At 53.1% G+C, this 24,093-nt stretch carries 18 protein-coding genes and 1 other RNA gene; 2 read left to right on the top strand and 17 right to left on the bottom strand.

Annotated elements, in window-relative coordinates; translation table 11 throughout:
- Window positions 1-100: 100 nt before the first annotated feature.
- The 17 genes from secA to rsmI form a co-directional block, all read right to left on the bottom strand.
- Entirely contained in the window at window positions 101-2,827 is a 2,727-nt protein-coding gene (gene secA / locus ACXAD4_RS01835; RefSeq protein WP_475238239.1) for a preprotein translocase subunit SecA, read from the bottom strand.
- A 539-nt stretch (window positions 2,828-3,366) separates the two neighbouring features.
- Window positions 3,367-4,284 carry a UDP-3-O-acyl-N-acetylglucosamine deacetylase gene (gene lpxC / locus ACXAD4_RS01830; protein WP_317523698.1) on the bottom strand — a complete coding sequence of 306 codons (918 nt, stop codon included), beginning with the start codon at window positions 4,282-4,284 and terminating at the stop codon, window positions 3,367-3,369.
- A 115-nt stretch (window positions 4,285-4,399) separates the two neighbouring features.
- A complete protein-coding gene (ftsZ, locus tag ACXAD4_RS01825) occupies window positions 4,400-5,593 on the bottom strand; it encodes a cell division protein FtsZ (protein ID WP_475238237.1) in 1,194 nt (397 codons plus the stop codon).
- 34 nt (window positions 5,594-5,627) lie between these two features.
- On the bottom strand, window positions 5,628-6,884 hold the full coding sequence (gene ftsA, locus ACXAD4_RS01820) for a cell division protein FtsA (protein WP_317523700.1): 1,257 nt from the start codon (window positions 6,882-6,884) through the stop codon (window positions 5,628-5,630).
- Between the two features lie 52 nt (window positions 6,885-6,936).
- The gene (locus tag ACXAD4_RS01815) at window positions 6,937-7,704 is read right to left on the bottom strand and encodes a cell division protein FtsQ/DivIB (protein WP_475238235.1); all 768 of its coding nucleotides are present in this window, start codon (window positions 7,702-7,704) and stop codon (window positions 6,937-6,939) included.
- Window positions 7,705-7,920: 216 nt separating this feature from the next.
- The gene (murC, locus tag ACXAD4_RS01810; protein WP_475238233.1) at window positions 7,921-9,378 is read right to left on the bottom strand and encodes a UDP-N-acetylmuramate--L-alanine ligase; all 1,458 of its coding nucleotides are present in this window, start codon (window positions 9,376-9,378) and stop codon (window positions 7,921-7,923) included.
- Window positions 9,379-9,392: 14 nt separating this feature from the next.
- The gene (gene murG, locus ACXAD4_RS01805; protein WP_475238231.1) at window positions 9,393-10,466 is read right to left on the bottom strand and encodes an undecaprenyldiphospho-muramoylpentapeptide beta-N-acetylglucosaminyltransferase; all 1,074 of its coding nucleotides are present in this window, start codon (window positions 10,464-10,466) and stop codon (window positions 9,393-9,395) included.
- A complete protein-coding gene (gene ftsW / locus ACXAD4_RS01800) occupies window positions 10,453-11,661 on the bottom strand; it encodes a cell division protein FtsW (protein ID WP_317523704.1) in 1,209 nt (402 codons plus the stop codon). The genes murG and ftsW overlap by 14 nt, the downstream gene beginning before the upstream one ends.
- Complete coding sequence (gene murD, locus ACXAD4_RS01795; protein ID WP_475238229.1) at window positions 11,661-13,037, bottom strand: UDP-N-acetylmuramoyl-L-alanine--D-glutamate ligase; 1,377 nt, start codon at window positions 13,035-13,037, stop codon at window positions 11,661-11,663. Before murD ends, ftsW begins: the two co-directional genes overlap by 1 nt.
- A gap of 1 nt (window position 13,038) precedes the next feature.
- On the bottom strand, window positions 13,039-14,121 hold the full coding sequence (gene mraY, locus ACXAD4_RS01790) for a phospho-N-acetylmuramoyl-pentapeptide-transferase (protein WP_317523706.1): 1,083 nt from the start codon (window positions 14,119-14,121) through the stop codon (window positions 13,039-13,041).
- Complete coding sequence (gene murF, locus ACXAD4_RS01785; RefSeq protein WP_475238226.1) at window positions 14,118-15,509, bottom strand: UDP-N-acetylmuramoyl-tripeptide--D-alanyl-D-alanine ligase; 1,392 nt, start codon at window positions 15,507-15,509, stop codon at window positions 14,118-14,120. The genes mraY and murF overlap by 4 nt, the downstream gene beginning before the upstream one ends.
- Entirely contained in the window at window positions 15,506-17,017 is a 1,512-nt protein-coding gene (murE, locus tag ACXAD4_RS01780; RefSeq protein ID WP_475238224.1) for a UDP-N-acetylmuramoyl-L-alanyl-D-glutamate--2,6-diaminopimelate ligase, read from the bottom strand. The genes murF and murE overlap by 4 nt, the downstream gene beginning before the upstream one ends.
- Entirely contained in the window at window positions 17,004-18,782 is a 1,779-nt protein-coding gene (gene ftsI, locus ACXAD4_RS01775; protein ID WP_475238222.1) for a peptidoglycan glycosyltransferase FtsI, read from the bottom strand. The genes murE and ftsI overlap by 14 nt, the downstream gene beginning before the upstream one ends.
- Window positions 18,782-19,102 (bottom strand): cell division protein FtsL, encoded by a 321-nt coding sequence (gene ftsL / locus ACXAD4_RS01770; protein WP_187461043.1) that lies wholly within the window; start codon window positions 19,100-19,102, stop codon window positions 18,782-18,784. The genes ftsI and ftsL overlap by 1 nt, the downstream gene beginning before the upstream one ends.
- Window positions 19,099-20,046: a 16S rRNA (cytosine(1402)-N(4))-methyltransferase RsmH gene (gene rsmH / locus ACXAD4_RS01765; protein ID WP_317523711.1), complete on the bottom strand. Its 948-nt coding sequence runs from the start codon at window positions 20,044-20,046 to the stop codon at window positions 19,099-19,101. The genes ftsL and rsmH overlap by 4 nt, the downstream gene beginning before the upstream one ends.
- Window positions 20,047-20,358: 312 nt before the next feature.
- Window positions 20,359-20,747, bottom strand: an RNA gene (rnpB, locus tag ACXAD4_RS01760) — RNase P RNA component class A.
- A gap of 245 nt (window positions 20,748-20,992) precedes the next feature.
- A complete protein-coding gene (gene rsmI, locus ACXAD4_RS01755; RefSeq protein WP_475238219.1) occupies window positions 20,993-21,853 on the bottom strand; it encodes a 16S rRNA (cytidine(1402)-2'-O)-methyltransferase in 861 nt (286 codons plus the stop codon).
- A gap of 61 nt (window positions 21,854-21,914) precedes the next feature.
- Between rsmI and ACXAD4_RS01750 the strand changes: the two genes are divergently transcribed.
- On the top strand, window positions 21,915-23,741 hold the full coding sequence (locus ACXAD4_RS01750) for a penicillin-binding protein activator (RefSeq protein WP_475238217.1): 1,827 nt from the start codon (window positions 21,915-21,917) through the stop codon (window positions 23,739-23,741).
- Between the two features lie 28 nt (window positions 23,742-23,769).
- Window positions 23,770-24,093 carry a YraN family protein gene (locus tag ACXAD4_RS01745; RefSeq protein ID WP_475242686.1) on the top strand — a complete coding sequence of 108 codons (324 nt, stop codon included), beginning with the start codon at window positions 23,770-23,772 and terminating at the stop codon, window positions 24,091-24,093.

Here is a 24,093-nt window from a genome sequence, read left to right as displayed (position 1 = left end):
TAACCAATATCATACACCCAGAGATAAAGGCTCTATTACCTTATCTCGGTATAGAAAAAAGGCCGCAGTAGCGGCCTTTTGTATGGGTTAAGCAGCCCGGTTAGTTGATTTTACCGTGGCATTGCTTGTACTTCTTGCCAGAGCCACATGGGCAAGGCTCGTTACGGCCTACCTTGCGCTCTTCACGCTGGTAAGGTGCCGCTTCGTCGCTCTCCTGGCTTTCGTCAGCAATTTGATTTTCCGCATTCTGGTGCTGGAACTGCTGGCGGCGAGCAAGCTCTTCTGCCTGACGGCGGCGCTCTTCTTCAACACGCTCAACTTCTTCCTGCTGCTGAACACGTACCTTGCTCAGAATCGCAATCACGTCAGACTTCAGGCTTTCCAGCATACCTTCAAACAGTTCAAACGACTCGCGCTTGTATTCCTGTTTCGGGTTCTTCTGGGCGTAACCACGTAGGTGGATCCCCTGACGCAGGTGGTCCATTGCCGCTAGGTGTTCTTTCCATAGCGTATCCAGGTTCTGCAGCATTACCGTCTTCTCGAAGTTACGCAGTACTGGCGCACCAACCACTTCTTCTTTGTGACGGTAGATCTCAACCGCTTTCTCGACGATACGCTCACGCAATGCTTCTTCGTAAAGCTTATCTTCGCTGTCTAACCACTCCTGGATAGGTAGCTCCATGTCGTAGTCGGCCTTCAGGCGCTCTTCCAGACCCTGGATGTCCCACATCTCTTCCAGCGACTGCGGTGGGATGTAGCCATCGATAACGGCTTGGATCACGTCTTCGCGGTTCTGCTCGATCATCTCGCTGATGTCTTCAGCGTTCATCAGCTCGTCACGTAGCTCGTAAACCACCTTACGCTGGTCGTTTGCCACGTCATCGAATTCAAGCAGCTGCTTACGGATATCGAAGTTACGGCCTTCAACTTTACGCTGGGCGTTCTCGATAGCCTTGGTCACCCATGGGTGCTCAATGGCTTCACCTTCTTCCATACCCAGCTTTTTCATCATGTTAGATACACGATCCGAAGCGAAGATACGCATCAGGCCATCTTCCATCGATAGGTAGAAACGTGAAGAACCGGCATCACCCTGACGGCCAGAACGACCACGTAGCTGGTTATCGATACGGCGAGATTCGTGACGCTCGGTACCGATGATGTGCAGACCACCTGATGCTAGAACCGCATCGTGTTTAACCTGCCAGTCAGCTTTGATCTTAGCAATCTGATCGTCTGTCGGGTTGTCCAGCTTGGCAACTTCGCTCTGCCATGAACCACCCAGTACGATATCCGTACCACGGCCTGCCATGTTAGTCGCGATAGTCACTGCTTTTGGTGCACCCGCCTGAGCAACGATGTCTGCTTCACGCTCGTGGAACTTGGCGTTCAAGACTTCGTGCTTGATACCTTGCTTCTTCAGCGACTTAGACAACAGCTCAGATTTTTCAATCGATACCGTACCGACAAGAACAGGCTGGCCGTTCTCGACACGGTTCTTGATGTCTTCGCTGATCGCGGCAAATTTTTCCAGCTCGGTCATGTAAACCAAGTCACCCATGTCATCACGGATCATCGGCTTGTTGGTTGGTAGTACTACGGTTTCAAGGCCGTAGATAGACTGGAATTCGAATGCTTCGGTATCGGCTGTACCTGTCATACCTGACAGCTTGGTGTACAGACGGAAGTAGTTCTGGAACGTGATCGACGCCAGCGTCTGGTTTTCGTTCTGGATCTTCACACCTTCTTTGGCTTCAACAGCCTGGTGCAGACCTTCAGACCAGCGGCGGCCCGGCATGGTACGGCCGGTGTGTTCATCAACGATGATCACTTCGTCGTCTTTAACGATGTAGTCAACGTCACGCTCGAACAGTACATGGGCACGCAGCGCAGCGTTAACATGGTGCAGCAGGCTGATGTTGGCAGGAGAGTAAAGGGTATCGTCCTCTTCCATCATGCCATTTGTCTTGAGCAGCTCTTCAACAAATTCCTGACCGTTTTCGGTTAGGTGGGCCTGCTTCGACTTTTCATCAACCGTGTAGTGGCCTTCGCCACGGTATTCTTCACTGTCTTCCTGATCCTGTCTCACCAGCTGAGGGATCAGGGTGTTGATCTTGGTGTATAGCTCAGAGCTATCTTCCGCAGGACCCGAGATAATAAGCGGGGTACGGGCTTCATCGATAAGGATGGAGTCAACTTCATCGACTACCGCAAAGAAGCGCTCGCGCTGTACGCGGTCTTCCGGGCGGAATGCCATGTTGTCACGCAGGTAGTCAAAACCAAATTCGTTGTTTGTACCGTAAAGGATATCGGCAGCGTAGGCTTCTTTCTTCGCCTGAGGAGGCATGTTTGGCACGTTAACGCCAACGCTCATGCCAAGGAATTCAAATAGTGCACGGTTGGTTTCGGCATCACGCGCAGCCAGGTAGTCATTCACCGTAACGATGTGAACGCCTTTACCGGTTAGGGCATTAAGATAAGCAGGCAGGGTTGCCGTCAGGGTTTTACCCTCACCGGTACGCATCTCTGCGATTTGGCAAGCGTTCAGTACCATACCACCGATAAGCTGAACGTCGAAGTGGCGCATACCGAATACACGCTTGGACGCTTCACGTACTGTTGCAAAGGCTTCTGGCAGTAATTGGTCAAGGTTCTCACCCTGCTCCAGACGCTCACGGAACTCAACCGTTTTGGCCTTTAGTTCTTCGTCCTGCAAACTTTCGAATTGAGGTTCAAGCTTGTTGATTTGGTCAACAATTTTGCGCATACGACGCAGTGTGCGGTCGTTACGGCTACCGATAACTTTGGTCAGTAGTTTTGATAACATGGCGTTGCCGTTTTCTCTTAGTTATTTCAGCCTATCGAGGCTGAATTCTTAATCTGAATTTTTCAACCGGGATTATATCAGCAAGGCACTAGGCCAAGACTTGCGATTAATCATCCCTGTCCCGTCTAAATTCGCCACTGGTGTGACTACGGAAGCCGATACGAAAAACAATGGTTATTGATGATATTGTGGTACGAGTCGACCATTTCAAGGGATAAATGAAAACAATACCAGAAATTGAACACCATCGGCTATCCGTGGAGGGTGCAAACCCAAGCTGATCCAATAAGCCAAGCGACCTTGGTCAGTGCTCTCCCAAGCTTGATATAATAAGCCATATTGACAGTGTCGCCTATGGCAAATGACCCGACGAGGTTTTTCATATTCGAAAAATTAGAACTTAGCCACCACTTTTGGCCAAGAAAGCAGAGTTATGCTCTGCCATTGCCCACCAAGGCAGCCCAATGCAGAAATGAAAGCATAAAAAAACGCCGGACAATGTCCGGCGTTTCTGAAATCGTTTGATGCGCAATGACCGATTAGGCCAGTACCATTCCAGGCTGAGCAAAGGTTACAGGAACCTGCTGTTCATCCGTGAAGGTCGACCACTCATACGCTTCCTGATCAGCAAGCACTGCACGCAGTAGCTTGTTGTTAAGCGCATGGCCTGACTTGTAAGCCACCATTTCGCCAATGATATTGTGGCCACACATGTAAAGATCGCCAATGGCGTCCAGTACCTTGTGGGTAACAAGCTCGTTGTCGAAGCGTAGGCCTTCGTCATTGAGGATGCGGTAATCGTCAAGCACGATAGCATTGTCAAAGCTACCACCCAGACACAAGTTCTGTGACTGAAGGTATTCGATATCACGCATGAAGCCGAAGGTACGGGCACGGCTGATATCTTTAACAAATGACTGGCTGGAAAAATCCAATACCAAACGCTGCTGCTCTGATTCAATCGCCGGGTGGTTAAACTCGATAGCGAAATCCAGACGGAACCCGTTGTAAGGACGGAGTTCTGCCCACTTGTCACCATCTTCGACGCGAACAGTTTTCTTGATACGCAAGAAACGCTTAGGCACATTCAGGGTATCGATGCCGGCAGACTGCAGCAGGTAGATGAACGGGCTCGCACTGCCATCCATAATAGGGATTTCAGGTGCATCAACTTCGATAATAACGTTATCGATACCCATTCCTGCCAACGCAGCGTTAAGGTGCTCAACCGTTGAGATACGTACGCCTTGCTCATTGACCAGGGCAGTACACAACATGGTGTCGCGGACCGAATCTGCATCTGCTGGAAAATCAACAGGCGGATTCAAATCGGTACGGCGATAAATCACACCAGTGTTTGCAGCAGCAGGACGAAGAATAAGCGTCACTTTACGGCCAGAGTGAAGTCCCACCCCAGTCGTTTGCACAATGCTTTTCAGTGTACGTTGTCTTATCATCTGCTTTTCTCAACTATAAAATTGCCATGATATCGGCCCCTATCCTTCGTCAAATTAAAGACAGGGACGTACATCATATCACTTTTTAACCAGTTTCCCAAAATTAATTGCGCGCTTAGTCAGCTTGCTTGCGCAAAAATGCTGGGATATCCAAGTAGTCGTGATCCGCCTGAGGCTTAGGATTTGCTGCCGTTGCCGTCTGCTGGTTAGCCGGTTCCGCCGCCGGAGCTGGCTGGTTTAGTGGCGCAGCTTTAGCTTCTTCAGCAGGTGCTGCTGCAGGGGCTGGTTTCTCAGCAGCCACGGCCTGTACTGGCTTCGCAGTACCAGTTACCAAGGTGATATCTGGCTTGCATTCTTTGCCAATACCCGTAGCAACAACCGTTACACGTAGCTCGTCAGACATTTCAGGGTCAAGCGATGTACCGATAACAACCGTTGCGTTATCAGAGGCAAAAGCTTTCACCGTGTTACCTACAGTTTCGAACTCATCCAGGCGCATGTCCAGGCCAGCGGTGATGTTAACAAGCACACCGCGAGCACCAGCTAGATCGATATCTTCTAGTAGCGGGCTCGAAATCGCCATTTCAGCCGCTTCTTCAGCACGGTCGTCACCAGTGGCAACACCGCTACCCATCATGGCATGGCCCATTTCAGACATCACTGTACGAACGTCAGCAAAGTCGACGTTGATCATACCCGGACGGGTGATCAGCTCGGCAATACCCTGAACGGCGTTTTTCAGTACGTCGTTAGCCTTAGCAAACGCATCAAGCAATGTGATGCCACGGCCTAGTACTTTCAGAAGCTTTTCGTTAGGGATAGTGATCAACGAGTCAACGTGCTTAGACAGTTCCTCGATGCCCTGCTCGGCAAAAGCCATACGCTTTTTGCCTTCGAAGCTAAATGGCTTAGTCACCACCGCAACAGTCAGGATCCCCAGCTCTTTCGCTACCTCAGCAATAATTGGCGCCGCACCAGTACCGGTACCGCCGCCCATGCCGGCTGCGATGAAAATCATGTCAGAGCCTTCAAGCTCAGCTTTGATTGCTTCGCGATCTTCCAGTGCCGAGTCACGACCAACCTGAGGGTTGGCACCCGCACCCAGACCTTTGGTGATAGCCCCACCGATCTGGATCACTGTACTTACATTGGTTTTACGTAGTGCCTGAGCATCAGTGTTAACACTGATAAACTCAACGCCTTCGATTGATTCACGTACCATGTGATCGACAGCATTACCACCGCCGCCGCCAACGCCTATGACTTTAATTACCGCTTCGTCAGACATTTCCATCATCGGTTCAAACATGTGTTCTCTCCGTCCATCCTGTTCGCATCAGGTTTTAAAATTCTTTTCTTAACCAGCCACTTAGCTTAGAGAAAAAGCCAGAAACAGAACGTTTCTGCTCAATTTCGCTGTCATCAAATGTCTGACTATCCTTTCCGTAATGCAGTAGACCTACTGCAGTCGCATAATGTGGGAATTGCACATGTTCGGTCAGCCCTGTCACGTTAAGTGGCAGACCAACTCTAACCTGGTTGCTGAAGACACGCTCGGCGCACTCCACCAGGCCTTCCATCTGGGCCGCACCGCCAGTTAGGACAATGCCTGCTGCCAGCTGGTGCTTCACTCCCGCATTACGCAGTTGTTCTTGTACTTCTATCAGCTTCTGATTAACCAGTCCCAACAGCTCGCTGTAACGGGGCTCTATCACTTCCGCCAATGTTTGGCTCTGCAGGCTACGCGAAGGTCGACCGCCAACACTCGGCACATCTACCTTGGCATCCTTGCTAACAAGTTCGCTTAGCGCACAGCCATATTTCACTTTAATTTCCTCGGCATCGCCCAATGGGGTGCCGAACGCATAGGCAATGTCACTGGTTACCACATTGCCCGCATAAGGAATCACGGCCGCATGGCGCAATGCACCACCGGTCCAGACAGCGATATCCATAGTACCGCCGCCGATGTCGACCACACAGACACCCAGTTCACGCTCATCAGGCGTCAACACTGCGTGGCTGGCAGCCAAGCCGGAGAAAATAAGCTGATCGACTTTGAGGTCACAGCGCTCTACCGCCTTGACGATATTACGCGCCATGTCGTTATGGCAGGTGATCAAATGAACACTGGCTTCCATGCGTACCCCAGATAGACCAACAGGGTTTTTAATTCCCTCTTGATAATCAATAGCAAATTCCTGAGGAATTACATGCAAAACTTTATGTTCGTCACTAATTTTTACCGATTTAGCGGTATGGATGACATTGTCTACGTCATCCTGAGTGACTTCTTTATCAGAAATCGGCACCATGCCTTCTTCTGTCTGGCAGCGAATATGCTTGCCCGACAGAGACAAAAATACCGATGAAATCTGACAGTCAGCCATCAACTCAGCTTTGTAGATCGCGCCCTGTACCGATTTGACTACAGACTCGAGATCATTCACACCGCCTTTGTCCATCCCACCGGACGGACTGCTACCTTCACCGATGACGTTAACCTCGCCATCCGGTAGCACTTCACCGACCAAAGCACTGACTTTGGACGTGCCAATATCCAGGCCTACTATCAGTTTTTTATCTGCCGCCTTCGTCATAGCGCCTACTCTTATAGTTCTCTTAAGCCAAACAGGCTGCGGCCGAGCCGATCTATTTGGTCTCGCTTTGCTCTGGGTCAGTGACCCAGCCTACAGCAGCTCCGGTATCATAGCGTAAGTCTATGTACTCGATAGCCTTTCCTTGCTGTTCTAATTGCGGGGATAAGGTAATGAAACGTTCAATTCGCTCCATCCGCTCCTTACGCCCTAATTCAAGCCTGACGCCGTTGGTTAACCAAACCCGCCAAGCCCGACGTTCATTCAATGCCAGCGTAGCAATTTCAAAGCCCGCATGCTGTAACCTCGGTTGCATTTCGCGCAATGCGCTCAACACTTCGAGGCTAGTGCCATCCGGCCCTGCCAGCCCCACCAGCATTTGGCCGGACTGCTCAGGAGGAGCCTCAAAGACTTCCCCTTCCTGGTTGACCATCGCGCGGCCATTCCAAGAAGCCGCAGGCTCTTGCTCGACCAAAAATACCTTAAGGGTATCTGGCCATTGCTTGCGCACTGCTGCCCTGGCCACCCAAGGCATGGCCTCTAGAACATGTTGAATTTCATCAACGTCCTGGGTCATGAAACTGCCAAGCTGCTCAAGGTGCATAATCCCTTCCCGGACATCACCAGGCGTGAGGTAATGTAACTCACCTTGAATCACCAGCTGTGACAACGGCAGCCGGTTGGCATCTGTCATCCAGTTGATTGCCGCACTGAACAGCCAGGCAACAAACCCGATCACAAAGAGAAAAAAAGCCAGTTCCCCACGGTGGTGTAACGGCGCCGCAGAGGAAAACGATATTCTTTTTAGGACACTATCAGCCATAAATAGTTTAATCCCGATGTCATAGCCGATATTTACCTAGCAAAAGCGGCAAGGCCATTCCCTCAACCCTTTCCGCTTTCTCGCGTAAAGTTGACAGATTATAGCGAGCAAGCTCCGGCTCTCCAACATCTGAAAGCCGATTCCTCGCAGATCTCTGGCTATAAGCTTAAATCAAAGCAAAAAACAAGCCAAATATATATTTTTTATACAGTATTATTACTGGCTCATTTGCTCAATATTCAGTTGCATATCCGCAAGCTGTCGAGCAATCTTGCCAACATCGCCGGCACCTTGTGTCAGAACCAAATCATCATTTTGTAGAATATTTGCCAACGCTGACGGTAGAGCATCGATAGTCGGCACGAAAATCGGGTCCAATTTGCCACGGCCACGGATAGTTCGGCACAGGGCACGGCCATCAGCACCAGCAATCGGTACTTCACCAGCAGCATACACATCCAGCATGACAAGTACATCAACCTGCTCGAGTACATTGGCAAAATCGTCATACAGATCACGGGTGCGGCTGTAGCGGTGCGGCTGGAATACCATCACCAAACGCTTGTCTTCCCAACCTGCGCGCGCAGCCTGAATCGTCACGTCCACTTCGCTCGGGTGGTGGCCGTAATCGTCAACCAGCATCACTTTACCATTACCGGTCTCGAACTCGCCAAGGTGGTCAAAGCGTCGGCCTGTGCCTTCGAATTCTGCCAGTGCACGGGTGATCGCCTCATCAGCCACGCCTTCTTCAGTAGCCACGGCAACAGCGGCTGTCGCGTTTAGGGCATTATGCTTACCCGGGATGTTCAATTTCACCTCAAGGGCTGGCTTGCCTTTACGTAGTATCGAGAAATGTCCCTGCTGGCCGCGCTGATCATAATCAACCAAACGCACATCTGCATCCTCAGAAAAGCCGTAAGTGATCACCTGGCGGCCAATTCTTGGAAGAAGCTCACGCACGACAGGATCATCAATACACATAACCGCCAAGCCGTAGAACGGCAAGTTGTGCAGAAAATCGACAAACGTCTGCTTTAGGACCTCGAAGTCGCCGCCATAGGTATCCATATGGTCCGCTTCGATATTGGTCACCACACACACCATCGGCTGCAGATGCAGGAATGATGCATCACTTTCGTCGGCTTCGGCAATCAGATAACGGCTTGAGCCAAGACGGGCATTGGTCCCCGCACTTTTCACCAGACCGCCGTTGACGAATGTTGGATCCAAACCTGCTTCAGAGTAGATCTGGGTAACCAAAGCTGTCGTAGTGGTTTTGCCATGGGTACCGGCAATGGCAATACCATGGCGGTAGCGCATCAGCTCAGCCAGCATCTCTGCTCGGCGTACTACCGGAATACGCAGCTCTCGGGCAGCAGCCAATTCAGGGTTGCTCTGATCAATCGCCGTCGAGGCAACCACTACACTAGAGCCTTCGATGTTGCTCGCTTGGTGGCCAAAGAAAATCTCTGCCCCCTTGCTCGCCAAACGGTTAGTCACGGCATTCGGCGCCAGATCAGATCCGCTGACGTGGTAGCCTTCGTTTACCAAGACTTCTGCGATACCGCTCATGCCGGCACCGCCAATCCCAACAAAGTGGATACGCTCTACGCGGCGCATCTCTGGCACCATGGTTCTAATTTTTGCTAATTGCTGGTTATCCAGTTTACTCATCACTTTGTCTCGTCTTATTGCTTTGCCAACGACTTGATCACCTCCGCCACCCGGCGGTCAGCATCAATAATCGCTGCGTCCCGTGCCGCCTGCGCCATCTTGGCCAGCAGTGCACGGTCTAATTGTTGTAAAGTGTCGGCCAGCCCTTCAACCGTCAGATCAGGCTGTTCAATCATTTTCGCCGCGCCGCACTGCACCAGGTGATCGGCATTGAGCGCCTGCTGGCGATCCTTGTGCATGAATGGCACAAATACCGCACCAAGACCGGCAGCCGATAGCTCAGAGACGGTCAGGGCCCCCGAGCGGCAAACAACGATATCAGCCCAGGCATAAGCCGCGGCTACGTCGTCGATAAACTCTGTGACTTGGTAGTTGTCACCCTGCACATCGGCATACTGGGCGTAATCTTGTTCGGTTTGCGCCTGCGCACCTTTACCCGCCTGATGCCATACTGTGACTTTATCGCCCAGCATGCCCGCAACTTGAGGCAGAGTTTGGTTAAGGATGCGTGCCCCCTGGCTGCCTCCCATCACCAACACTCGAATAGCCCCGTCCCGATCGGCAAAGCGTTGCTCCGGCGCAGCCAAATCGACAACGTCCTGACGGACTGGGTTACCCACCACTTCGCGGTTCGGGAAAGCGCCCGGGAATGCCTGAAGTACACTCGCCGCAATGCGTGAAAGCCACTGATTAGTCAAACCGGCGACCGCGTTTTGTTCATGCAAAATCACCGGTACGCCCGACAGCCAAGCCGCGACGCCACCCGGCCCGCTGACATAACCGCCCATGCCGAGAACCGCATCTGGCTGCCACGCTTTGATATATTTTCTGGCCTGCAAAATTGCACCAACAATCTTGAAAGGCGCTGCCAACAAGCGGGTAATACCCTGGCCGCGCAAGCCCTTGACCTTGATAAAGTCGATGTCGATGCCGTGCTTTGGCACCAACTCGGCTTCCATACGGTCGGCAGTGCCGAGCCAGCGAATTTCCCAGCCTTCTTGCTGCAAACGCTTGGCAACGGCCAAGCCCGGGAAGACATGGCCTCCGGTGCCGCCCGCCATCACCAGCAAGCGTTTATTCTTGTTCATTGTCATTTTCTTCTACTTCCGGATCCGGCATCGCTTTAGCAGCGATGCGCTGCTCGTAGTCAATCCGGATCAAAATGGCAACCGCAGTAGCCATAATAAATAAACTGGAGCCACCGTAACTGATCAGTGGCAAGGTCAAGCCCTTGGTCGGTACCATGCCGGCGGCCGCGCCCACATTGACCAAGGTCTGGAAAGCAAACCAGAAAGCAAAGCCAAAAGCGAGGAAACCGCCGTATAACTGCTCGGTCTGCAAGCAGCGACGGCCAATCATCAAGGCTTTAAACACCAAAGCAAAGATAAGCAGCAGTACCACAGTGACCCCGATAAGGCCAACTTCCTCGGCCAGTACCGCAAAGACAAAGTCGGTGTGAGCCTCGGGCAAATATTCCAGCTTCTGGATTGAGTTACCCAAACCTTGACCCAGCCATTCACCACGGCCAAAGGCCATCAGGGATTGGGTAAGCTGGTAGCCGCTACCGAACGGATCATCCCACGGGTCGAGGAAAGAGGTAACACGACGCCAACGGTACGGCTCGAAATAAATCAGGGAGGCAATACCGACACCCGCCGTGGCTATCATCACGATGAATTGCCACAGTTTGGCACCGGCGATAAACAGCATGCCGACCGTGGTAACGAACATCACGACAAACGAGCCGAGATCGGGCTGTTCAAGAAGCAAGGCACCAAGCAGGACAAGCACCAGCAACGGCTTGGCAAAACCGACGAAGGTTTCACGTACTTGCTGGTACTGACGAACCAGGTAGCCGGATAAAAACAGAAACAGGGAAAGTTTGGCGACTTCGGCAGGCTGCAGGTTGAAAATCCCGAGAGGGATCCAGCGCGATGCACCGTTAACCGAGCGACCGACACCCAGTACCACAATCAATAGCACTATCGATACGATCAGCATCGGCACGCTGTACTGGCGCCACTTCTCTAGCGGGATCATCAGCACAAAACTGGCCAGCACCAGTGAGCAGAATAGAAAGAAGCCATGGCGCAGGGCAAAATAGAACGGCATATCCGTCAGGCGGGTCGCGATCGGCACCGAGGCAGACGTAACCATCACCAAGCCTGTTGCCATCAAGGCTAATGCAATCCAGACCAGTTGCCTGTCATACGGGCTCTGTGCTGCCGGTTTTGTCATCCAATCAAAAAACTGCCCCATCCCTTCCTTAACCGCTCCTGCCATCAGCTGTCCTTGCCTACCTGGTGCTGTAGCGTCTGTGCCAGTTCGACAAACGTATCACCACGCACCATAAAGTTAGCAAATTGATCGAAGCTCGCACAGGCCGGAGATAACAAGATCATATCTCCCGCACAGGCTGTTTGTGCAGCCTGTGACATGGCTTGCGCCATGGTCTCGACCATCACAGGGTTATCGACCAGCGGCGCAAAATGAGCGCCGTCGCGGCCAAAGCAGTACAACTGAGCATCTAATGTTGCCAGAACGGGTGCCAGTTCTGCAAAGTCGGCCCCCTTTCCATCACCGCCTACCAGCAAATGAAGCTTGCCATTAAGCTGCAAACCATTGAGTGCTGCCAAAGTACTGGCAAGATTGGTGGCCTTGGAGTCATTGACCCATTTCACGCCATGTTGCTCAGCTACCAGCTGGCAACGATGGGCCAAGCCGTTGTAGCGACGCAGCGCACGGCACGAGGCCTCGCGGTCAATACCTACTGCATCCGCCAGCGCCAAGGCCGCCAGGCTGTTGGCGACATTGTGGCGGCCGACCAAGGCTATCTCGTTGCTTGGCATTACCGGCTCGCCAGCGATAGCCAGCCACTCTTCGCCTTGGTGCTCGGCCAAGCCGTAGCGCTCGGTGCTCTCACTGTTACCGGTGTTGTTACCGGTATTGAGGCCAAAGCTGACCAGCTCAATCTCACGACCATCAGTATCTGGCTTGGTCGCCAGATCTTCGCGGTTGAAAACCGCCAGCTCGGCATTGTTGAAAATACGCATCTTGGCCGCGCTGTACTGAGCCAGGCCGCCGGGGTACCTGTCCATATGATCTTCAGACAGGTTGAGGTAAGCCGCCGCTTTGAGCGACAGGCTCGAAGTGGTTTCCAGCTGGAAGCTGGACAGCTCGAGGACATACAGGTCGTGATCGTCTGCCAGCATATCCAGCGCAGCAAAGCCGATGTTGCCACCAACACCAACGTTGATGCCGGCCTCTTTGGCCATTTCGCCAACTAGGCTGGTCACAGTGCTCTTGCCGTTGGAGCCTGTGATCGCGACCACGGGCTTCTCTACCGCACGGGCAAACAGTTCGATATCACCGACAATTTCAATCCCCGAAGTAGCTGCTTGCTGCAGCTGCGGAGTAGCCAGGGCGATGCCCGGGCTTGAAACAATCAAGTCGGCAGTCATCAGCCAGTCCATCTGCCACTGACCACTGCAAAGTTGAACCGAGTCAGGGAGCTGTTCGCGGCCCGGAGGGTGCTCACGGGTATCAATGACCTTGATGTCCAACGGCTGAGTTGCCCTCAGCAGATGGTTCACCACCGACAGGCCGGTCATACCCAGCCCGATCACTACCACCTGTTTTACGCCTTCCAAGCCTTTCATCTTATCGTACCTTCAGGGTTGCCAGCGCGATCAGTACCAGCATCAGGGTAATGATCCAGAAGCGCACGATAACGCGTGGCTCCGGCCAACCTTTCAATTCATAGTGGTGGTGAATTGGCGCCATACGGAAGATACGCTGGCCACGCAGTTTGTATGAGCCAACCTGCAGGATCACCGATACCGTTTCCATCACGAACACACCGCCCATGACAACCAGCAATAGTTCCTGGCGAACCAAAACGGCGATAGTGCCCAATGCGCCACCTAGTGCCAACGAGCCTACATCGCCCATAAAGACCTGAGCCGGATAAGTGTTGAACCACAAGAAGCCCAGACCTGCACCGACAATCGCGGTACAGACAACCACTAGCTCACTGGCATCTTTGAGGTAAGGAATGTGCAGGTAGTTGGCAAAGTTAACGTTACCGGTCGCCCAAGCGATGAACGCCATGCCACCAGCTACCATTACGGTCGGCATAATCGCCAAGCCATCAAGGCCATCAGTCAGGTTAACAGCATTACTGGTACCGACAATCACGAAATAGGTGAAGACGATGTAGAACAAGCCAAGTTGTGGCATCACATCTTTGAAGAACGGTACCACCAGTTGAGTGGCAACGGTGTCCTGGCCATGAACATACAGTGCAAAGGCCACACCCAGTGCAATCACTGACTGCCAGAAGTATTTCCAACGGGCGATCAGGCCATCGGTATTCTTGCGTACCACCTTGCGGTAGTCATCAACAAAACCAACTGCACCGTAGCCCAGCATCACGGTCAGTACCGCCCAAACATACGGGTTAGTCAGATCAGCCCAAAGCAATACCGTGATCGCAATGGAGGCCAGGATCATGATCCCGCCCATTGTCGGGGTACCACGCTTGCTAAAGTGTGACTCAGGGCCATCGTGGCGAACCACCTGGCCGATCTGCAGCATCTGCAGGCGGGCAATCAAACGCGGGCCCATCCACAACGACAGCATCAACGCCGTCAAGATGCTGATGATGGCGCGGAAAGTCAGGTATTCAAACAGTCGAAAAAATGGAAATGTCGATTCCAGTAAATCAGCTAACCAGTAAATCATTCTTTATGTTCCTGCAGTGCAACAATCACATCTTCCATGCGGGAGCTACGCGCTCCTTTTGCTAGCACTGTCACTTGGATGTTGTCTTCATTGAGCAAAGGATCAAGCTGCTGATGCAACGTATCAATCAATGCTGTTTTATCGTTAAAATGTTGGCCGTTGTTGAGCGTACTGACGATTTGGCTCGCTTCGCCAAATGTCAGCACCTTGTCGAGACGACGCTCGCGCGCATACTCTGCAACTTCTTGGTGCAGTGCTGCACTGTCATCACCCAACTCAGCCATATCCCCCAGTACAAACCAGCGCTGGCCATCAAAACCGGCCAGCAAGTCAATCGCGGCCTTTACAGACGCAACACTGGCATTGTAGGTATCATCGACCAACCTTAGGTTAAGGCGCGGCTCGGTCACATCAGCACGACCTTTCACATTTGCCACGCCACCCAGGCCAGCCTTTACCTGCTCTGGTGTTGCCCCCATCGCCATAGCCAACGCTGCGGCAGCAAGAGCATTGGCGACATTATGACCACCTGCCAGCGTCAAACTGACCGGAAATGTTGCCAAGGGGGTGCGCATTGTAAAGCAAGCGCGTCCCATACTGTTAATGTTTATGTCAAGTGCGTGAAAATCTGCGTCAGCTTGAGTCGCAGAAAACGTCTGCAGCTGATGCTTGTCCAGCATTGACTGCCATTTTTCCTGGGCATTAGAGTCTAGATTGATAATCGCGACGGCGTCTTTACCGCGCGTTTCCAAGCCTTCGAAGATCTCCCCTTTAGCTTTCGCCACCCCGTCCAGCGAACCAAACCCTTCCAGATGGGCGGCAGCCAGGTTGTTAATCAAGGCCACTTGAGGCTTGACCAGATTGGTGGTGTAGGAAATCTCTTTCTGGTGGTTGGCACCGAGCTCAATCACCGCAAACTCATGCTTGGGCTCCAAGCGAAGCAGGGTCAGCGGAACGCCAATGTCGTTATTGAAGTTGCCGCCCGTTGCCAGCACCTTGCCTTTTTGCGCCAAAATAGCCGCCGTCATCTCTTTGACCGTGGTTTTTCCACAGCTACCGGTCAAAGCGACCGTCTTCAGGCCGTGATGCTGCTCCATCTCGGCTTTTAGCCAAGCGCCAAGCTGGCCTAACGCCTGGTGGGTATCATCAACCACCAGCTGTGGGAGCTCAACCGGTAAGTGCTTGCTTACTAGCAATGCTGCTGCACCTTGCTCTTTGGCGTTCTGGCAGAAATCATGGGCATCAAAGCGTTCGCCGATCAAAGCAATAAACAGGGTATCATCCGCGATCTGGCGGGTATCGGTCGAGACAGCCGAGATAGTCGTGTCAGCGCCAATCAGTTGGCCATCCAATACGTCAGCCAATAGAGAAAGTTGAACCGGGATCATCCCTTTACCTCCAGCAATTCGGCGACCGTCTCACGGTCGGAGTAATGAATAGTGCGGTCAGCCAAGATTTGGTAATCCTCATGGCCTTTACCCGCAACCAGAACGATGTCATCGGCGCCGGCTTGGGTAAGTGCCCACTGACATGCTTCGCGGCGGTCATGAATGGTATGGGCGAGTTCCGGCTTCGCCAAACCTGCCAGCATATCTGCCATAATCGCTTCCGGCGCTTCGCTACGCGGGTTGTCATCGGTCAGGATCACCTGATCTGCCAGATTTTCCGCCGCCACGGCCATCAAAGGGCGCTTGCCGCGATCACGGTCGCCGCCACAACCGAAAATGCACCAGAGTTTGCCATGGCAGTGTACGCGCAGCGCCTGCAGGGCTTTTTCCAGTGCATCTGGGGTGTGAGCATAATCAACAACCATCATAGGTTTGTCAGGCGTTTGAAAAACTTCCATGCGCCCGGTTACCGCCTGAAGCTGCGGTGCCGCAGCCAATAAAGCCGCCATTTCATGGCCTGTCGCCAGCAAGGTGGCCAGTGATAACAGCAAATTAGTGACATTAAACGCGCCAACCAAAGGTGCGGTAAACTGCCCTGCCCCCCAGCTGGAATCAAAAGCAACAGTCACGCCCTTTGCGCTGTATTCAACCGATTCCAGCCAAAGTGTCTGACCTTGATGGCCTGCAACATTTTCCTGCGCCATGGCAACTGCGACTGCCTGCGGCAGATCAGCAAGCCATTCACGACCAACGTCATCATCGGCATTGATCACCGCTACACCACTCTGGTGCTCGGTAAACAGGGTTTTCTTCGCTGCGGCATAACTTGCCATGTCACCGTGGTAATCAAGGTGGTCACGGCTCAAATTAGTAAAAATACTGGCCTTGAACGCAAGGGCTTTCACTCGCCCCTGCACCAAACCATGGGAGGAGACTTCCATCGCAGCAAAACTGGCACCTTGGCCTGCCATCTTGTTCAGCTCGCAAGGGATTTCCAATGCGCTGCCCGTGGTATTGGTCGCAGGCTGGATTTGTCCCAACAGACCATTACCTGTGGTCCCCATCACTCCCGCAGGCTTGCCCAACAGCATTGCCCACTGCGCCAGTATCTGGCTGATGGTGGTTTTACCATTGGTTCCCGTTACGGCAACCACTTCGATCTGTTCATCCGGAGCGCCATAAAAGCGCTTGGCAATAGCCGACAGCGAGTCACCAAGAGCAGGGAGATAAATCACGGCACCGCCGTCGGTATGCTCAAGAGAAGGCTGCTCGGTATCGGCCTCTGCCAATACAACAGCCGCACCGGCTTGCTGCGCTTTGGTGATGAACTTGCGGCCATCTACAGTGTGGCCCTTCACGGCTACGAACATCTCACCGGCACTGATCTGCCGGCTATCAAGGGTCATCCCAGAAATGGTCTCTGCCGCCAAGAATTCTGGCAGGCAAAGGCCTTCCAGCCATGGTGACAACAGCTCACCAACAGCATGTATTTGTTTAGGTTCCGGCATGGGTATTGCCTCTGTGGTTCACAACGGTTAAATCTTCAAGCGTTCCCGCATCCGGCGGGATATTCAAAATCTGTAAAGCGCTCTCCATTACTTCGGAGAAAATCGGGGCAGCAATCGCACCACCGTAATAAGCATCACCCTGAGGCTCGTTGACCACCACAACCATCGCCAGTCGTGGGTTGCTGATCGGGGCCAAGCCAGCAGTCATCGCCACATATTCATCGCTATAGCCACCGGCGGCAGCTTTTTTCGCCGTACCCGTTTTGGCACCGACACGATAGCCAGGAACAGCCGCTCGGCGGGCACTGCCCCCTTTATGGGTAACCAGCTCAAGCATATTGAGCAGTTTGCGGGTATTTTCAGCCGATACCACCTGGCGCCCTGGCACCACAGCCTCGGTCTTGAGAATAGATAGCGGTCGGTTTACACCCATTGCGCCAAGCGTGGCGTAGGCACGAACCAACTGAATTGGGGTAACAGATATACCGTAGCCGAAAGACAACGTCGCACGCTCAAAGTCGGACCAACGACGGCGATCAGGGAAGAAGCCTTGTGCCTCACCGATCAGGTTGATACCCGACGCATCGCCCATACCGACGCTGCTGTACATCCCCAGCACAGCATCAACCGGCATCGCCAGCGATAGCTTACTGACACCTATATTACTGGATTTCTGCAAGATTTTGGCAAGGTTCGCTTTGCCGACACGGGATACATCGCGCACCCGGCTACCACCGATCTGCATCAGTCCGTTGCCGGTATCGATCACAGTCTCTTCATCGGCAACGCCGTTTTCCATCGCCGCCAATACCACAAACGGTTTGATGGTCGAGCCCGGCTCCATCGCATCAGTGATAGCACGGTTACGCATCCTGAAGCTCTGCAGCTGGTCACGGTTGTTCGGGTTGTAGGACGGCGCATTGACCATCGCCAGCACTTCACCAGTACGTACATCGACCATCACCACCGATGCGGAGGTCGCCTGATAATCAGCAACGGCCTGTTTTACTGCACGGTATGCAACAGCCTGTAAGCGCTGGTCGATACTCAAGCTAAGTGACTGGCCCGGCTCACGCTTCTTGAGGGAGATATTCTCAACCACCCGGCCATAGCGGTCTTTACGCACGGTACGGCGGCCCGGCTCCCCGGTCAGCCAGCCATCGTAGGTTCGCTCTACACCTTCAAGGCCGTGGCTGTCGATACCCGTCACACCGATCAGGTGAGCGCTGACTTCACCTGCAGGGTAGAAACGGCGGGATTCGTCTTTAAGGCCAATGCCGGGTAGTTTGAGTTTGCTGACGTAGGCAGCCATTGCGGGGCTGACCTGACGTTGCAGGTAGATAAAACGGCGTTTGCTGTTCTTCTCGAGGCGCGTCATCAGACCTTGGCGATCCAGCCCCAGTACATCAGCCAGCGCATACCAACGCTCGGCCTGAGCCAAGCCACCATTTTTGAAAATCTGGACCGGATCAGCCCATACCGCCTGGACAGGGACGCTGACAGCCAGCTGTTCGCCGTTACGATCGGAAATAATACCGCGGGCAGAAGGGAGCGCCTTGACCCGCAGCGAGCGCAGGTCACCTTCCTGGATAAGCTTGCCAGGCTCTAGGACCTGGATATAGGCCGAGCGCGCTATCAGCGCGACCATTGCCAGTAAAATACATGTACAAATAACACCAAAGCGCCACGGGATGAATGCCGGTGGCGCTTTTTGGCGACGTTGATTCTGTTTGTCAGAACGCTTGAAGGATTTTGTTATTTTCATTATTTAACAATAATTTCGCTATCACGGGATGGACGCTGCATTTCCATCTCCTGTTCGGCTAGACGTTCAATTCGACTGTGCTCGGCCAATGAACTTTCTTCAAGGATCTGATTTCGCCACTCGATATCGAGCTGATCCCGCTCAATAAGCAATTGCTCCTGCTGGGCAATCAGTTGGCGTGAATGGTGGGTGATCAAAACCACCCCCATGGCAGAAATCAGTACCAGAACCAACATTATCAGCGGAATACGGCCGACAGAGATCAAATCCCGGCCAATGATCTGGGCCAGGTTGTTTGTTGGTTCCGGCTGCTGGTTCATAGGCGTTCAGCCAGTCGCAGTACAGAACTACGGGAGCGAGCATTGTCGCTCACTTCATTTTTCGATGGCTTGATCGCTTTACCGACCGGCTTGAGATCAGCACTACCCAGTGCTTTGATCTGCTCTTCCGTCAATGGCAAGCCTGCTGGGACTTCCGGCCCCTTGCTCTGCTTGCGGATAAAGCGCTTAACCATACGATCTTCCAGCGAGTGGAAGCTGATCACCGACAGGCGACCACCGGTTGCCAAGATATTCACTGCACCTTTCAGGGCTGTTTCAATCTCTTCAAGCTCGCTATTGATGTAAATACGGATTGCCTGGAAGCTTCGGGTAGCCGGGTGCTTATGCTTATCCTTGAACGGTGACACATCCGCGATCAGCTTGGCCAGCTGAGTGGTACGAGTCAACGGCTCGTTTTCAGGATCTTCACGGTAAGCCACAATGCCACGGGCAATACGCTTGGCAAAACGCTCTTCACCAAACTCTTTTAATACCCAAGCAATATCATCGGCTTCGGCTTCTGCCAGCCAATCAGCGGCAGAAATGCCCGATGTTGGGTCCATACGCATATCAAGCGGCCCATCGCGCATAAAACTAAAGCCACGTTCGGCATCGTCCAACTGCGGCGAGGAAACGCCCAGATCCAATAGCACACCATCAACACGACCGATCAGATCGCGCTCTTCCATGTATTTTTCCATGCCAGAAAACGGGCCATGAATAATATTGAAGCGTGGATCATCAATCTTCTGGGCTTCGGCAATCGCCTGGGGATCGCGGTCAATACTGTAAAGGCGTCCGTTTTCACCTAGCTGGGATAGGATCAGGCGGCTGTGTCCACCGCGACCAAATGTACCATCGATGTAGATACCATCTGGCTTGATGGCCAAGCCATCAACAGATTCATGAAGTAAAACCGAGACGTGCTCAAACTGTTCAGACATAAGTAATTATTCAGCTCTTGTAAAAGCGAGCCAACCCGTTAGTCAACAAGTAGGCATAAAATCCAGTAACAGTGGAAATTCATTAACTTAGGCTATTAAAACACTGTTTTAAAAGCATTTTCCGCAAATTCCCACCGCAAAGTGTACGTATTTGATAAAAAAGATGTCAAGCCGAGGGCCGCAATTCTAACAATCACTTGAAATTTATCGCGGAGGCTAAAGCAGAGGCCAACGGTAAAATCACCGGGCCCAAAACGACAAAAGGTGATGTAAAGCCTCATTTGAGACCTCACATCACCTTTCGTACTTAAAGGGGTGAGTTGGCCGATGAGCCGGGTTCTGTCCCGCTTGCGCGGTGGTAACCATTCCTCTAGGCCTGCAATCACTCACAGGCTCAAGCAACCTACCCGTCCCCAACGCGGGCCACGCCATTAGGGACCTATTTGGTCTTGCTCCGGGTGGAGTTTACCGTGCCACGAACTATTACTAGCCGCGCGGTGCGCTCTTACCGCACCCTTTCACCCTTACCTGTGCACCACTCCGAAGAATGGGCCATCGGCGGTCTGCTCTCTGCTGCACTGGTCGTAGGCTCACGCCTCCCAGACGTTATCTGGCACCCTGCCCTGTGGAGCCCGGACTTTCCTCCCCCCCGTCAGTCTCCCAAAGGACATCAACGAGGCAGCGGTTACCTGGCCAACTCAGGCGGGCGATTGTATAGGACTTAGTTCACAGTTACCAGTGAAAAAGCCGACAAAAGCGCGAAGCGGTGGAAATAGCAACAGCGGTCCTGGGTCCTGGGTCCTGGCGGCAGCGCTCGCTATACAAATATCAACTAGCAAGCTCTTGCTCCTGCTTTTTCGCTTTTCCTAGGACCGAGGACCATTTTTTCCTAGGGCCCACTACTCCTAGGAACAAGGATCTAGGAACTAGCATCTCCCCCCAATAATTAATCTAGATTTTCCAGTCCCCACTTATACAGCGCGTTCTTCTTCACGCCGTGGATTTCTGCCGTCAGGGCCGCGGCCTTCTTGAGCGGTAGTTCCTTGACCAGCAGGCCTAGGGTACGCAGGGCATCAGCCGGTAGATCTTCTTTCTCGGCACGATGGCCTGCCACCAGCAGTACCATTTCCCCACGGGTACGGTTGCTGTCTTCACCCAGCCAGTCAATCAGCTCACCCAGCGGCGCGCCGTGGATAGTCTCGTAGGTCTTGGTCAGCTCGCGGGCCAGCACGACCTGACGCTCTGGGCCGAGGACAACCAGCATGTCTGCCAGCGAGTCCATGATACGGTGCGGTGACTCGTAGAAAATCATGGTGCGCTCGTCATTGGCCAGCTCCTGGAAGCGATCACGACGGCCCTTGCTTTTTGGCGGCAGGAAGCCTTCGAAGCTGAAGCGATCCGACGGCAGACCGGCACCACTCAATGCGGTAACCACCGCGCAAGGTCCTGGAAGTGGGACAACTTTAACACCCGCCTGACGACAACGATTGACAAGATGGTATCCTGGATCACTGATCAGCGGCGTACCGGCATCGGATACAAGAGCGATACTGGTACCACCCTGAAGTTTCTCGATCAGATAGTCAGCTTTTTGCTGCTCGTTGTGATCGTGAAGCGCAAAGGTGCGGGTCGAGATCGAAAAATGGGTCAGCAGGCGCGATGTGTGTCGCGTATCCTCGGCGGCAATCAGATCGACATTTGCCAATACGTCCAATGCACGCTGAGTGATATCCGCCAAATTACCGATTGGAGTAGGTACGATGTACAAAGTTGCGACATCTACCGTGCATGAATTGGTCTCACTCATTTGTCTAAGATCTCATCTGCAATTAATATAGAGAGTAATTTGTCACAGTTGAATGAATTCAATGCTCAATTTTACCCATAAGCGTAAAAGTGTATCACGACTGTTAGCCCCTGTAGCCCTTGCCGTGCTTCTGGCAAGCTGTAGTACCTCTAACCAACCTGTCGTGGTCACCGATATTACAGCTGCCGCTACTGATAGCGCAGCCAATTATCTGATCAAAGCCGAGTCAAGTGAAGGTGCCGAGAGCATCAACTGGAATATCCTGGCACTCAAAGCATTGATCAAGGAAGGCCAATGGAACCAGGCCGAGCAATTGGCCGACCGCCTGAGCCGGATGAACATGGATCCGCTGCAGATGGCCGAATGGCAGTTGGCACGTACGACCCTGCGCTACCAGCAAGGTCAGCCTAAAGCCGCCCTTGATTCACTCAACTTCCAGCCATGGTGGACGCTGGCAGACAGCCAGTACCTGCGCTACCACATGCTGCGTGCCGAGCTGTTCCGCCAGACCAACCAGTCACTCAATGCGGCCCGCTCCCGCACTGCTTTGGATCAATACCTGAGCAATGACAAGAAAGCGGCCAACTGGCAGAACCTCTGGCAGGACTTGTCCAACTACAACAATAACCAGCTGCAATCTGTCACCCTCGCCGGTGATGAAGAAGTGCTGCGCGGCTGGATCCAGTTAGCCGTCCTGAAAAACACCTACTCACAGCGCCCAGCCAAGCTTAAGGCAATGGTCGAAGAGTGGCTGGGTAGCAACCCATATCACCCGGCGAACCAGTACCTACCGACTGATCTCGACAGCATCATGTCGCTGGAAATTGCCCAGCTAGACAACGTGGCGCTATTGCTGCCACTGACCGGCCGTTTCGAGCAGTCAGGCAAGGCCGTTCGCGATGGCTTTATCAATGCCATGCTCGACGATTCCGGCCGCGAAGCCGAAACTGAGCTGACCGTCTACGATACCGAGGCAGAAAGCATGGCTTCAATTATGGCCAAGCTTGAGCAAAGCGGTGTAGAAATGGTGATTGGCCCACTGCGCAAGAACAAAATCACTGAGTTCCAGCGCGCCAACAATAGCAACATTGCCTTGCTGGCACTGAACGAGCCGGATCCAAGCCAGCTTACTCAAGACAACGCGTGTTACTTCTCGCTATCTCCGGAGCAAGAAGCCGAGCAAGCTGCCCGCCACCTGTTTGCCAAAGGACATCAATATCCGATGGTCTTGGCGCCGGGCAACAGCTACGGTGAGCGTGTCAGCAATGCCTTCATCGAGCAGTGGCAGCAGCTGACCGGCAAGACGCCGGCGACCCGACAGTTCAGCTCACGCAAGCAGATCCAGCAAGAAATTGCCTCGGTATTTGGCTTGACCGACAGCCAGAGCCGTATCCAGCAAATGCAGCAAGTATTGGGCATGGAGCTGGAAGCAGAGCCGCGTAGCCGCCGTGATACCGATGCGGTTTACCTGATTGCCAACGTCAATGAGCTAACACTGCTCAAGCCGTTTATCGAAGTGGCGATCAACCCGGATGCCTCGCAACCGAAGCTATATGCCAGCTCGCGCAGCTACCCTGATCGCAACGCAGATACCTCGGAAATCCGTGGCATCGAGTTCAGCGACATCCCATTGCTGGTTGATGCCAACCACAACTTCATGAACCGCTATGAAGAGCTGTGGCCGGATAGCAAGAATACCGATGTTCGCCTCCACGCCTTCGGGATGGATGCCTACAAAATGGTGTCCGAGCTACCGCAGATGCGTGTGGTCGATAACTACAGCACCCAGGGCAACACCGGTCAGCTCAGCCTTGATGACCAGTGCGTGATCCAGCGCCAGCTGAGCTGGGCAATCTATACCGGGAACGGTATTGAGCCAGCTCAATAAGCGCCAGCTAGGGCAAACCTACGAGGCCATGGCCGAGCAGTATCTCTGCCGCCATGGCCTGCAACCCCACACCCGCAACTTCCAGTGCCGCAGTGGCGAAATCGACCTGATCATGCGCCATCAGCAGTGCTGGGTCTTTGTCGAAGTCAAATTCCGCAAAAACAATCATTACGGTTCGGCCGTAGAAGCGGTAAACTGGCGCAAGCAGCAACGCGTTAAGCGTGCTGCCTTGTTTTGGCTAAAGAAAAATGGCTTTGCCATTGAACATACTGAGTTTCGATTTGATGTGGTCTCACTCGAGGGCACGCCACCGCAAATCGAATGGTTTACCAACACCCTAGTAGAAGGTTAA

It is taken from the genome of Photobacterium sp. AWH4_225, from assembly GCF_056158405.1.
Note: the sequence above shows the minus strand (reverse complement) of the source record. Positions and strands in the feature narration are given on the sequence as shown.